The organism is Dyella sp. RRB7 (genome assembly GCF_022761115.1).
In the GTDB taxonomy this organism is placed as follows: domain Bacteria; phylum Pseudomonadota; class Gammaproteobacteria; order Xanthomonadales; family Rhodanobacteraceae; genus Dyella.
In genome coordinates this window covers 175,653-188,798 of sequence record NZ_JAKWJS010000006.1, presented here as the reverse complement: position 1 = coordinate 188,798, position 13,146 = coordinate 175,653, and the positions used below count along the sequence as shown (strand labels likewise).

The 13,146-nt window shown below is 65.2% G+C and carries 10 protein-coding genes; 2 read left to right on the top strand and 8 right to left on the bottom strand.

The window, feature by feature from the left end:
- Window positions 1-45: 45 nt before the first annotated feature.
- A complete protein-coding gene (locus tag MJ606_RS14600; protein WP_243050267.1) occupies window positions 46-429 on the bottom strand; it encodes a VOC family protein in 384 nt (127 codons plus the stop codon).
- Window positions 430-443: 14 nt separating this feature from the next.
- Window positions 444-1,742: an MFS transporter gene (locus tag MJ606_RS14595; RefSeq protein ID WP_243050266.1), complete on the bottom strand. Its 1,299-nt coding sequence runs from the start codon at window positions 1,740-1,742 to the stop codon at window positions 444-446.
- 265 nt (window positions 1,743-2,007) lie between these two features.
- Between MJ606_RS14595 and MJ606_RS14590 the strand changes: the two genes are divergently transcribed.
- Window positions 2,008-3,684 carry a diguanylate cyclase gene (locus MJ606_RS14590; RefSeq protein WP_243050265.1) on the top strand — a complete coding sequence of 559 codons (1,677 nt, stop codon included), beginning with the start codon at window positions 2,008-2,010 and terminating at the stop codon, window positions 3,682-3,684.
- A gap of 26 nt (window positions 3,685-3,710) precedes the next feature.
- Here MJ606_RS14590 and MJ606_RS14585 read toward each other — a convergent pair whose 3' ends face one another.
- The 4 genes from MJ606_RS14585 to MJ606_RS14570 all read right to left on the bottom strand — a co-directional run bounded on the left by MJ606_RS14585 (window position 3,711) and on the right by MJ606_RS14570 (window position 8,034).
- Window positions 3,711-4,697 carry an alpha/beta hydrolase-fold protein gene (locus tag MJ606_RS14585; protein WP_243050264.1) on the bottom strand — a complete coding sequence of 329 codons (987 nt, stop codon included), beginning with the start codon at window positions 4,695-4,697 and terminating at the stop codon, window positions 3,711-3,713.
- Between the two features lie 149 nt (window positions 4,698-4,846).
- Entirely contained in the window at window positions 4,847-5,833 is a 987-nt protein-coding gene (locus MJ606_RS14580; RefSeq protein ID WP_243050263.1) for a multidrug resistance efflux transporter family protein, read from the bottom strand.
- Between the two features lie 150 nt (window positions 5,834-5,983).
- Complete coding sequence (locus MJ606_RS14575) at window positions 5,984-7,351, bottom strand: HAMP domain-containing sensor histidine kinase (protein ID WP_243050262.1); 1,368 nt, start codon at window positions 7,349-7,351, stop codon at window positions 5,984-5,986.
- On the bottom strand, window positions 7,348-8,034 hold the full coding sequence (locus tag MJ606_RS14570; protein ID WP_243050261.1) for a response regulator transcription factor: 687 nt from the start codon (window positions 8,032-8,034) through the stop codon (window positions 7,348-7,350). Before MJ606_RS14570 ends, MJ606_RS14575 begins: the two co-directional genes overlap by 4 nt.
- A 153-nt stretch (window positions 8,035-8,187) precedes the next feature.
- Here MJ606_RS14570 and MJ606_RS14565 point away from each other — a divergent pair, with 153 nt between their 5' ends.
- Window positions 8,188-8,685 (top strand): Spy/CpxP family protein refolding chaperone, encoded by a 498-nt coding sequence (locus tag MJ606_RS14565; RefSeq protein ID WP_243050260.1) that lies wholly within the window; start codon window positions 8,188-8,190, stop codon window positions 8,683-8,685.
- 118 nt (window positions 8,686-8,803) lie between these two features.
- Here the strand turns inward: MJ606_RS14565 and MJ606_RS14560 are convergent, their stop codons facing one another.
- Window positions 8,804-10,381: a tryptophan halogenase family protein gene (locus tag MJ606_RS14560; RefSeq protein ID WP_243050259.1), complete on the bottom strand. Its 1,578-nt coding sequence runs from the start codon at window positions 10,379-10,381 to the stop codon at window positions 8,804-8,806.
- A gap of 193 nt (window positions 10,382-10,574) precedes the next feature.
- Window positions 10,575-13,007 carry a TonB-dependent receptor gene (locus tag MJ606_RS14555; protein WP_243050258.1) on the bottom strand — a complete coding sequence of 811 codons (2,433 nt, stop codon included), beginning with the start codon at window positions 13,005-13,007 and terminating at the stop codon, window positions 10,575-10,577.
- Between the last annotated feature and the right edge of the window lie 139 nt (window positions 13,008-13,146).

The window sequence follows — 13,146 nt, the reverse complement described above, 5'->3', positions numbered from 1 at the left end:
CGAGAGCGCTTGACTCCCCCCTGCCGTCGGCAGGGGGAGCAGGTACTAAACCGTATACCGGCTCACCTCGATGAGGTTGCCGTCCGGGTCGCGGAAGTACACCGACTCGATCGGACCACGCGCGCCCGTGCGCGCCACCGGTCCTTCCTCGATCACCACGTCGTGACGATGCAGGTGGTCCAGCACCTGGGCGATCGACTCCGTGGTCAACAGGCAGATATCCGCCGAACCGGGGGTCGGGCGGCGCGCTTTGGGCTCGAACTCGTGGCCATGCGCGTGCAGGTTGATCTTCTGGGCACCAAACGCGAGTGCCTTGCGGTCGTTGCCGAAAGTCACTTCCTGCATGCCCAGCACGCGCGTGTAGAACGCGCAGCTTGCCGCGACATCGGCAACGGTCAGCACCAGATGGTCCAGGGCTTCGATCTTCACGCTATATGCTCTAGCTATTGCGGCAATGGTGGTTCGGTGCCGGGCGACGGCGGGCCGGGCAATGGTGGCAAACGATACAGGCGCCCGGCGATCAGCAGCCCGGCCAGCACCAGCGCGACGACAAACAGCGCCACCCCGTTCCAGCCATGCCAGGCATAGAACAGGCCGCCGCTGGCGCCCGCCAGGCTGGACCCCATGTAGTACGAAAACAGGTACATCGACGAGGCCTGTGCCTTGGCGCTGCCGGCACGTCGCCCCACCCAGCTGCTGGCGATGGAATGTCCGCCGAAAAAACCGAACGTAATGGCCACGATGCCCAGCACGATCAGTACCAGCGGCTGCATCATGGTCAGCCCGACGCCAAGCAACATCAGCGCGAAGGCGGTCCACAGCACCTTGCGGCGGCCCAACCGGCCGGCCAGGTGCCCCATCCACGCCGAACTGAACGTGCCAATGAGGTACACGCTGAAAATCGCGCCGACCACCGCCTGGCTCAGCCCGTAAGGCGGTGCCAGCAGCCGATAGCCGATGTAGTTGTAGATGGTGACGAACGCACCCAGCAACAGGAAACCCTCGGCGAACAGCCATGGCAGGCCCGCGTCACGGAAGGCCAGCGCAAACCGTCCCACCAGCGTCCCCAGCGCCAGCGGATGGCGCACGTGGTGGCGTGACGGCGGCAGGCTGCGCCAGAAGATCAAGCCGGCCACCAGGCCGATCACACCGACCGTGGCCACGCCCGCGCGCCAGCCCACGAAGTCGGCGAGCACGCCGGCGATCAGTCGCCCAGCCATGCCGCCGATGGCGTTGCCGCTGATATACAAGCCCATGCCCAAGCCGATCGATTCGGGGTGCATTTCCTCGCTGAGATAGGTCATCGCCACCGCAGGCAAGCCACTGAGCGTGACGCCAAGCAGCGCGCGCAGGATCAACAGCATGTGCCAGTCCGGCACCAGCGCCGTAAGCAGTACCAGGACGGCTGAAGCGAGCAGCGACACCGTCATCACCGATTTGCGTCCCCAGGCGTCGGAAACGCCGCCCGCGAACAGCATCGCGAACGCCAGCACGCCGGTGGTGAGCGACAGCGACAACGCCGCGGTGGCGGCGCTCACGCCATAGTCCTTGCTGAATTCGGGCATCAGCGGCTGCGTGCAATACAGCAAGCCGAAGGTCGCCACGCCCGCGGCGAACAGCGCCAGGTTGGCCTGGCGAAAAACCGGCGTGCCGTGGCGGATGAAGCCATGGGACTCAAGTTCCTGCGCGCGCGGCCGATGATCCTGACGAGTCACCGCTTCCACGTCATCCTGCCTTGCCATGCCTGAACTGCCTTGCCCATTTCGACAGTACACAGCATAGAACTTGCCGCGACAGCGATCGAGCGAACGCTCAAACACCTGTGGGGAAAGCACTTCCTTGCGGGGCGTCCCTCCCATCGGTCACTGCATGCCGTTCGGGAAAACGTGATACATAGTGCGCATTGAGGCCTCATCCGAAGGATCGGCTGAGCTCATGGACCGGCTACAGGGGGTCGGAAAAGGGGGAACTGTGATTCGCGAGCCCGTCGTGGTTTTCGTCGCATGCTTGTTTGCAGCGCTTTTTGCGCTGGCCGCGCATGCCTCGCCGACGGCCCCGCCCCAGCCCACGCTGCAGATCGCGGCCCTTCCCGCCACGATACCGGCGCCCTCGCCCGCCAAGGTCGTGCAAGGCGGCATGGATGCGTCCTTTGTCCCGTCCCCATCGCCCTATACGCCCAATGCCATCGAGACCAAGCGCTGGTACCGCCTGACCACCAACATCGACTGGAACGGCGCGACGTCGCCCGTGCTTAACTTCACCGGCGCGACCTATATCCGCATCACCGTTTATGCCCCGCCGGACTACCAGCCGCATGAGCTCTGGTTCGCGCAGACCGAAACCGCACCGCGTTTCTCCCGCCACCACCTCGCCATGGAACTGCCGCGCGACCTGCGCGCCGGACAGCCGATTTACGTGGAGATCGCCGCGGACAATTTCACCCGGCACATCAAGCCCGCCCTTACCGACATGGCCGCGTATCAGGCGGAGGACTTGCAGCACGTGCGGCTGACCACGATGTTCGCGAGCGTGCAGGTCACCATGATCCTGGCGGCATTGTGCCTGTGGCTGGTGCTGCGCGATCGCGTGCTGGTGTACTTCATCGGCTACGCCACCTTCCAGCTGATGTACCAGATGCTGGTCAGCGGGGAGATCTACGAACTGCCCGGCGCCCGATGGCTGGTGCCGCTGGGCACGCATGCGCCATGGCTGTTCACCGCGCTGAGCGCACCGTTGTCGCTCTCCTTCATCCTCGAGTTCTGCGATCTCCGCCAGATCACCCCGATCGCCGCCAGGATACTTGGCTGGATGCGCTGGCCGTTCCTGGTTGCCGCGGTATTGCTGTGCCTGCCATTCGCCGAGCGCGTTCACGCGTTGGCCAGCGGGTTCAACCTGTGGTTCATGATTTCCTCGTTGTGGGCACTGGGCACGGTATTGCTGGCGATGTCGCGTCATGGCCGGCAGGCGAAGTTCTTCCTGATCGCATGGTTGCCGCAGGTGCTGTTCACGCTCACGCGTCTGGGCCAGGTGGTGCTCGGCCTGGATCAGCCACGCTGGCTCGAATACGGCTTTCCCTTCAGCATCGCGTTCTCCAGCATCGTGCTTACCATCGGCCTGGCCGACATGTCGTTGCGCGCGCGGCGCGAGCGCGACATGGCGCACCACCTGGCCGACCACGACGCGCTGACCGGCGTGCTCAACCGCCGCGCGCTGGTGCGCCGACTGCACGGGTGCATCAACGATGCACGCCTGCAAAAAGAGCCGCTTGCCCTGTTGTTCCTGGACATGGACCACTTCAAGTCCATCAACGACCGCTACGGCCACCCGGCGGGCGACGCCTGCCTGCGCGCGGTGGTGGAAACGATCGCCGACGAACTGCGCCCTTCCGACTGGCTGGGCCGCTACGGTGGCGAGGAGTTTGTCATCGGCCTGCCCGGTGCCACGCATGACCAGGCCATGCTCATCGGCGAGCGTATTCGCCAATGCATCGAGAACCTGCACGTGCATTCGCGCGGCTGCACCCTGCAGACCACGGTAAGCATCGGCGTGGCCAGCCTGGATGGTTACACCGACACCGCGGACGAACTCATCGCCCGGGCCGATGCGGCGCTCTACAGCGCCAAGACCGATGGCCGCAACCGCATCGTCGCCCATGCGGCGCCGCTCGCCACCGCCGGTTCCTGATGCGACGTCCATTCGGGACGGGCAACCTACTCCCCGCGGGTCCCGTAGGCCCACTGCAGGAATAACGGCAGCACGCGCTTCCAGGTCGCCTGGTTGTGCTCGCCATCGGGCAACAGGTAAAACGCCACGTCGGTGCCGCTCGAGGGATGATGGGCGTAGTCCATCTCCACGCTATAGCCGAGATCGCGCAGTCCGCGCAGATAAGTGCCATCGGGCGAGCGATAACCGTTGATGAGATCCTGCACGTCCTCGACGGCATCGATGATGCCGTTGCCGTTGCGGTCATCGGTTTCCTCGCGAGCACCGACCGAAAACCACCAGCGCATGCCGTTTCGTCGCGGCGAACCGCTCACCATGGCCTGGGCCAGGCGTGACGTCTCGATCGCCTGCGCGCTGCTGCGATCCGCCGCCAGCCAGAACGAAGGGGAAAAAGCCCCCACGCGACCGAACACGTCGGGATATTGCCAACCGAGATTGAACGCATTGAGTCCCCCGAGCGACCACCCCAGGATGGTGCGCCCACGCGCCGAGGCCTGGGTGCGGTAATGCGCATCGATGTAGGGCACCAGCTGGGTGGCCAGCCAGTCGGAGTAGTCATAGGCACGACTGCCGATCGGCCCGATGCGCGAATCCCCCGCCACGCTCTTCCTGGCCTTGCGGTCGGACAGACCGTAGCCGGACGCGCGATCGGCCAGCATGTCGATAGCCACCACGATCACCGGCCCGATCGCGTGATCGGCGTACAGCTGGTCCAGTGTCTCGCGCAGCCCCACCGCGGCCATGTCCTGGCCGTCATTGGCGTAGAGCACCGGGTAACGCGTGCCCGCCGTTGCATAACCCGGCGGCAGGTACACGGTGAGCTTGATCTGCTCGGGCGCAAACGCCTTCGCCTCCAGCGCCAGCGTCTTCACCTCGATGCCATCGTCGGCAGCAGGCGCGGCCGTCGACGGGCCGCTCACGCCAAGCATCACCAGCAGCGCCAGTCCAGCAAGCCGCCATGATTTTCCGTCCATGCCGCTCCCCTCTTTCCGCATTCATTCCACCACGATAAACAAACCAGCCCTTGCCGGGTGACAGTCCCAATGCAGGTCGATCAGCAAATGCGGTCGGCACGCCTGCAGCAAAGCAACACGCCCGCCACGATCCATGCACAAGGCGCCGGTCAGGCGCCGCGATCGCTGCGCAAGGTGCGCACTGCTTCATCGTGTCCCGCTGCCGATCGGCCACTCACCCAGCCAAACAGTGCGATGCCCGCGATGATCATCAGCGCCCCTGCGGCAGAGAAGCCATGCGGCCATGCCTCGCCCAGAAAGCACGCCCCGATCACGGTGGCGAACAACAATTCCGCCGCCTGCATGGCCTCCACCGCGGCGAGCGCGGTCGGCTCACTGCGCACCATGTCGGTGGCGCGGAAGAACAGCACCGTGGCAATCACGCCCGAGGACAGCGCCACGCCACCGGCCAGCAGTATCTCGCGCCATCCCGGCGGCCCGATGGTGAACCACGACAGCGCCGCCAACAGCAGCCAGAACGGCCAGCTGCACAAGGTCATGCCGAACACGCGCTGGGTCGCGCCGATGTGCGTGCCGCTCTGCTCCAGGTGCAACAGCAGCATGCGATTGCCCAGTGGATACGCAAACGCCGAGAACACCACCGCCGCCATCGCCAGCCAGTCGCTGGCGCGCAGTTGCCCTTGTGCATGTCCCCACTGCAACGCGAACACCCCGGCGACGATCAGCACGCCGATCGCCACGCTTCGCCAGGCCAGGCGCCGTCGCTCGTCGCGATAGATGAAAGGAGCCAGCAACGGACCGGCCAGCACGGTGGTCTGGAAACTGCCGGCCACCAGCCATGACGGCCCGCTATTGGCCGCCCAGGTGAGCGGCAGGCCAAACAGCACGAAACCCACCGCGCTCCAGCGCAGCCAGGTACGCGGATACCGCCGCAGCTCCTGCGGTAACGCCCCCAGGCCGCCCTGCCATGGCAACACCAGCGCCAACAGCGGCAACGTGATCAGGTAACGCAAGATCACCGCCCATGCCCAATGACCCCCACCTGCCACCAGGCTGCGGTTGAGCACATAGGTCATGGTGAAGAACAGCGCGGCGCACAGCGCCAAGCCTACTGCGGCGAAAGCGTTCGAGCGCATCGATATCCTGCTGCAAAAGCTTGAGTGTGGCAGTTGCGGGGGTGTTTTCGTAGGGTTTTTGGGTGGTTATTGCGGCATGGTTTGCGGCGTTGACGCCAACAAAGACGAAAGTCCCTGGGCCCCCGCTTTCGCCGGGATAACAGCCACGCTTCACCCCATGTGATCAAGCGCCAACGGCAATATCAGATGCACGACCAACCCGCCACCCTCCGCGTTATTGGCACGGATATCCCCCCCATGCGCCCGCACCACCCGCTGCACGATGGCCAGCCCCAGGCCATGCCCATCAGCACGCGCCGCATTGCTGCCGCGAAACAGCGGCCGGAACAGGGATTCCAGTTCCGCATCCGGCACGCCTGGGCCGTGATCACGGATGGCCAGCTCCACCTGCTCACCGCCCGCCTGCATGGTCAACGCCACCTGACCGCCGCGCGGACTGAACTTGATGGCGTTGGCGATCAGGTTATCGAACGCGCGCTCCAACAGTAGCTCGCTGCCCGATACGGTTATCGGCCCGACCGCATGGAGCGTCATGGTGATGTCGCGCGCCTGCGCTTCCAGTTCGGCACGCCGCACGCTCTCGCGCAGCAAGGCCACCACGTCGACCGGCTCGCGATTGACGCCGGGGATGCCGCCTTCCAGGCGCGAGAGTGCGAGCATTTCACCGGTCATGCTGTCCAGCCGCGCGATCTCCTGTTCGGCCTGCTGGAAATAACCCGCCGCTTCGTTCGCATCGGTGCTGCGCCGGGCCAGGTCGAGAATCAGGTGCAGCCGGGCCAACGGCGAACGCAGCTCATGCGATAGGTCCTGCAGCACGCTGCGATCGTGCGCTACCAGCGCCTCGATGCGTTCGGCCATGGCATCGAAATCGCGGGCCAGAGCGGACAGCTCGTCATGGGCGCGGTCACCCTGATGACCCACGCGAGCGGACAATTCGCCAGATGCCATGCGCCGGGTCGCCTTGCTGATGGCTTCCACCGGACGGGCCACGCTACGCGCGACCCACCAACCGATGATGCCGATGAACAGCAGCGACAACACGCCCTGGATCGCCAGGAAGATGGTCTGGCGTGTCTGCTGGCGCAGCCGCGAGTGCGTGCGGCTGAGCGCGACCAGCTGACGGGTCCGGCCGTCGTGGCCCTGCACCTGCTGTACCGCCAGATAGAGATTCGGCCAGGGCTGCAGCACGACATCGCGTTTCTCGTCCAGCCAGGTTTGCAGCGAGGCCTGCACGGAGGGCGGCAGCCGGATCGGCACCAAGGCCTGCCCTTGCTCGAACAGCGTGGCGTCGATGCCTTCGTGGCGTTGCTGTGCCGACCAGTCCGCAAGCGCGGCGGTGCCGCCGCTCTCATAGGCCTGGTCGGCGCTCTGCGCCAGCGCGCCCCAGTTGATCTCCACCGCCGTGGTGTATTCGATGAAGCGCTGGGTCAGCAAGCCGCCCACGCCCAGCGCCAACAGGTTCGCCGCGCAGAGGAAGATCAGCAGGCGCCAGTAGAGCGAACTCTTGAATGGATTCACGCCGCCCCCGCCACCAGGCTGTAGCCGGCGCCGCGCACCGATTCGATGCGCGGGGATTGTGGCGAGGCTTCGGTGAGCTTGTGGCGCAGGCGGCTCACGTGCACGTCGATGCTGCGGTCGAAGCGCTCCAGTTCGCGACCGAGCGCCATGCGGGTCAGCGTCGCCTTGTCCACCAGTTCGCCGGCACGTTGCGCCAGCGCCAGCAGCAACTGGAACTCGGCCCCGGTCAGCGACAGTTCCTGCTCGCCCACATAGGCGCGGCGCTCGCCCGGCTCCAGCCGCAGCGTGCCGATCTGCAGGCTGCCCGCGGTGGCCGGGGTATGGCGGCGCAGTTGCGCGCGCACGCGGGCCAGCAGCTCGCGCGGCAAGCAGGGCTTGGTGAGGTAATCGTCCGCGCCAAGCTCCAGGCCGATGACCCGGTCCACCGGCTCGCCCCGCGCCGACAGCATGATCACCGGCAGGCGATGCTTCAGGCGCAGCTCGCGCAACGTTTCCAGGCCATCCCGCCCGGGCATCATCACATCGAGAATCAGCAGGTCGGGTCGCGAGGCCTGGTTGTGCAATTGCGCCAGCCCCGTCTCGCTGTCATAGGCGACATCCACCACGAAACCCTCGCGCTGGAGGTACTCGGCCAGCAAGCCCGCCAAGGCGCGGTCGTCGTCGACAATCAGGATTCTGGGCATGGTGTTCGCTATCTCCTGGCCGGATTCAAGCCGCGCCACGGCGAGAACTCTACCGGCTTTACGCTTCTTTACGTTCCGGCAAAGAACAGACACATAGCCTTGTCGTCAAATGGGCACCAGCAAGTCCACCTCCAACGACCAAGGAATTCCCCCATGCGCAAGAACCTTTCTCTCGCCCTGGTACTCGCTTCGGCCATGGCTCTCGCACCCTTCGCCATTGCTGCCGCACAGGACGGTGGCCCGCACGGCGGCTGGCAGGGTCACGGTCACCACGGTGGCTTCCAGGCGTTCAGCAAGCTCAACCTGACCGACGCGCAGAAGGCCAGCATCAAGCAGATCTTCCAGAGCAGCTTTGCCCAGAACAAGGGCCAGTTCCAGGCCCTGCGCCAGCAGCGTCAGGCCTTTGCCGCGCTGACCCCGAACTCCGCCGGCTACCAGGCTGCCGCCGCCAGCCTCGCCCAGGCCGAAGGCGCTGCCGCCGTGGCCCGTACGCAGCAGCGTGCCGCCATCCGCGCCCAGATCTACGCCGTGCTGACCCCGGCCCAGCAGGCCCAGCTGGCTTCGATCCAGGCCGCCAACCAGGCCCGCCGCCAGCAGTGGCAGCAGTTCAAGGCCCAGCACCCGGTGTCGGGCTCGACCTCGGGCCAGTAATTCGGGCGACGTCACCACAACAAGACTTATAGCGGCGCCTCTCGCGTCGGCAAAAACCATCGGCGCCAGCCTGCATGCTGGCGCCGTTCTTTTTTTGATCGCCGCCCGCCTGAAGCACCTACGCTACGCGCTCCACGCCGGCCTGTTGGTGATATTGGCTGCACATCTGCTCGACCAGCGTGCGATGGTCAGGCAGATCGCTCAACGCCTGCGCCGCCGCCTGCTGGATCATGGCGAACTCCCGACGCGCTTCGTCCATGCGTGGATACGCGCTGCGCATGGGCTCCAGGTTCGTCGTGAACTCCATGCCGTAGAGCACGTACTGCCAGCTCGATACGAGGAACATCTCCAGATCGCCGATGAAGTCCAGGCGATGCGGTGGCCGATGCTTCCACAGGGCGAGCTTGTCCTGCAGCGTCGGCGGGATGCTGGCCGCATCGGTGTTGTCGATCCAGAACGGCGAATCGCGGCGCTGGCTCAGGCAGTAGTGCATCTTGATGAAATCGATGATGCGGTCGTAACGCGCGATCATCATGTCGTTGAAGTGCCTGGCGGCGCGCTCCATGTCGTCGGTGTCGCCCGGCAACAGGTGCGTCAGCAGGTAGGTAGCCAGCTCGATAAGCGCGATGCCGGTGGATTCCAGCGGCTCGACGAAACCACCGGCCAACCCCACCGCCACGCAGTTCTTGCGCCAGTGCTCGGGCCGATAGCCGGTCTCGAACTGGATATGCATGGCCTTGAGGCCATCCGCCGCGGAGCCAAGGTAGCGACGGAACACATCCTCGGCGCGCGCGTCGTCCGTATGCCGCGAGGAATACACGTAACCCACGCCGCGTCGCTTCTGCAGGCCGATGTCCCAGATCCAACCCGCCTCCTGCGCGGTGGACATGGTGTACGAAGGAATTGGCGTATCCGGCCGCTCGTAAGGCACCTGCATCGCCACCGCGCGATCGGCAAACAGCACGTCGCGCCGGCTGCGGAACGGCGACTGCATGACGCCGCCGATCAGGGCGCCGCGCAGGCCCGTGCAATCCACGTAAAGATCGGCCGTGAGCTCGCCCAGCTCCGTCGTGATGACACGCGCAATGGCGCCCTGCCCGTCCAGTTCGGTGCGCTCGACGGTGGCGACGTGCCGCTTCACGCCCAGCGCCTGCTGTCCATGTTCGGCCAGCACTTTCGCGAAACGCGCCGCGTCGAAGTGGAAGGCATGGTTCATCGGCCCGAGATAGTCGGGGTCCTTCAGGCGCTTGGGGCCGCGGCCGTGATCGACCAGCATGCTCTGCATGGTCACGGCATCGGCGAAGGACACGCCTTCGGGCGCGCCACCCAGCAGCCAGTAAGGCAGCAGCTCCGGGCCACCGGGACGCTGGCTCGGCACACTGAACGGGTGGAAGAAATGATCGCTGCCCTCGGCACCCGGCGGCCGTACCCAGTGACGATAGTGGATGCCTTGTTTGTAGGTTGCCGTGGCGCCGACGAGGAAACGACGCTCATCAAGACCAATCGCCGACAGCGTGCCCCGGATGGAGGGAAAGGTGGCCTCGCCCACCCCCAGCAGCCCGATGTTGGACGACTCCACCAGGTGCACCTGCACGCTGTTCGGATCGACCGCATGGACGGCCTTGGCGAGATAACACGCGGCCAGCCAGCCGGCCGTGCCACCGCCCACCACCAGTACTTTCTTCAAGCGTGCCATGGAAGTCTTCCTATCGGCGGCCCTTCGGCAACACGCGCATGCGACCGGGGGCCAAAGAAAAGCCGGATCACCCAACGGGGATCCGGCAAAAGCCATTCATGGGGAGGAAGGGCGATCTGCGGGAGATGCGTCGCCCTCAGAACGGCAAACCATGGGCGGCAAAGGCGAAGTGGGTCGCCGCCCGGCCACGGCGTTAGAACCAGACACCCAGCTGGACGCCATAAGTGCGCGGTGCCAGGTACTGCGAGACGTACTCGAACGAACCATTGGCCATCAGGAAGCGGCCAGCACTGGTGCGCACCTTGCCATCGGACACGTTCTGCACATAGGCACTGGCCCACCAACGATCACCCGGCTCGGTGTAACGCAGCGAGACATCGCCACGCGTATACGCCGACTGCTTGTCGCCATCGCCGAGATTGAAATAGCTGAGCCATTGCGAGCTCTGGTACTGCGCGCTGATGCGCGGCGTCAGGCGGCCACCGTTGCCCAGGTGGAAATCGTGCTCGTAGATCGCGGTGAGCGATACGTTGGGCGCATGCGGCAGGTCATTGCCGCTCACGTTCATGCAATTGGCCAGACCGGACTGCGGCGGGCAGGCCGGCAGGCCCTGGTAGTCGTTGCTGCCGGCGTAGATCAGCGTGCCCAGCTTCTTCTTGGGAATGGCCGAGAACACCAAGTCCACGCGATCGTCCTTCTGCTGGTAGGCCAGCTCCGACTCGATACCCAGCACTTCGGTGCTGCCGCCCACGTTGGAGAAGCCCAGGCCCAGGTTGCCGTTCGGATAGGTGATGGGCGCCGACAGCTGGAAGTTCTTGAAGTCTTCGTAATAGACGGCCGAGTTCCACGTCATGTGGCCATCGAGGAAGGTGAACTTGGTGCCGATTTCGTAGTTGGTCAGCGACTCGGGCTTGTACAGCGCGCCACCGTCCTGGGTGCCGCCGGACTTGTAGCCGGTGGACACGCTGGCATACAGCAGGCCGTGCTCGCCCAGGTCGGTGTCGACGCGGGTAAGCCAGGTCACCTTGCTCTTGCTGTACTTGGCGCTGTTGTAGGTCGACACGGTGAAGCCGTTGTCCGGGCCTGGAATGGTGCTGGGCGCGATCGGCACCTGCGGCACGGACGGGTCGTAGTCCCAGCCCCAGTTGATGCCGCCGTCGTTGGCCTTGTCGTCATGCGACCAGCGCGCGCCGCCGGTGAGGCGCCAGTGATCGGAGATATGCCAGGTGGCCTGGCCGAAGATCGCCTTGGACTCCACCGTTTCCTTCGGCTGGATGAAGGAACCCTGCCAGGCCACGGTGCCGTTCTGGGTGCCGTTCATCTGCGGGATGTCGAAGCGGATGTTGTTGTCCTCGTAGGCGTAGTACGCGCCCACGATCCAGTCCACCGCCTGCTCGCCGCGCGACTTCAAGTCGACTTCCTGACTATAGCTTTCGTAGTTGGAGTAGTTGGTGCGGTCGTCCTGATAGATGCCGCCCGTGGTGAAGCTGGTGGGCACCGAGACACCGACGTCCTGGTCGTAGTCGCTCTTGCCCGAGTAGCGGTTGTAGCCGGCGATGTAGCTCAGTTCCAGGCCATCGTTGATGTCCCAGTCCATGCGGCTGCGCACCGTCTTGGAGGTGCGGTCCAGGTACGGCGCGGTGTCGATCAGCGCCGACCAGAAATCCTGCCCCGGACGCGGCGTCTGCATCAGGCTGAGGCTGGGCGTGCCGCGGTCGATGAAGTACTCGTACGACAGGTTCCACTTGAACGAATCGCTGGGCTGCCACAGCGCGCTGACACGCGCGGCCGACTGATCCTGCGCGCTGTATTTCTGGCCGCCGTGGATGAACTGGTCGGCGTTGATCGGCTGGAACTTGGCCGGGTCACCGCCCGATGCCAGATAAGTCGCCTGCTGCTGCGCCACGCTGGGCAGCTCGCTAGCGGGGTTCTGGTAATCGACGTAGCCGTCGTGCTGCTCGTGCACAACGGCCACGCGCATGGCGAAGGTGCTGCTGATCGGCAGGTTGAAGGCGGCACGCGCGCCCATCTGGTTGTAGTTGCCCGCCTCCACCTGCGCATTGCCGTAGAAGCCGGCGCTGATATCCGGTTTGGCCGTCTGAAAGCTGATGGCGCCGGCGGTGGAGTTGCGGCCCCACAACGTGCCCTGCGGGCCGCGCAGCACTTCGACGCCGTCCATGTCCAGCAGCAGGCCGGAGGCCGCCTCGGCGCGCGGCGCGTACACGCCATCGACGAAGGTGGCCACCTCGGGATCGGCGTATTCGGTCTTGGCGCTATCGTTGCCGATGCCGCGCAAGGTCAGCGTGACCACGCCATGATCGCCTTCGCTGGTGCCCTGCAGGCCCGGTACGAGTTTGGTGAGATCCTGCACCGTCATCACGCGCTCTTTGTCGAGCGTGTCGGGCGTGATGGCGCTGACGGCCACCGGCGTTTTCTGCAGCGGCGTCTCACGCTTGGTGGCGCTCACCGAGATGGCGTCCAGTTGCTTGACCTTCTTCTCGACTGGCGGGGCCGGATTCTGCGAAGACGAGCTCTGCGGTGATGCATCCTGATCCGCGGCGAGCGCAATGCCCGGTGCGAACACGACTGACATGGCGATATACAACGCCGAGTAGCGCAACTTCATTTGCCTTCCCCTCCAAATCGTACGGATTGTTGTGTATCACCGTCCTCGACGGTGACGCGGTTGTCTTTGCCCCCGATGACAGCGCTGTCATCCATTAAAATGACAGCGCTGTCATATTGGATGATAGACCGGTTTTCCC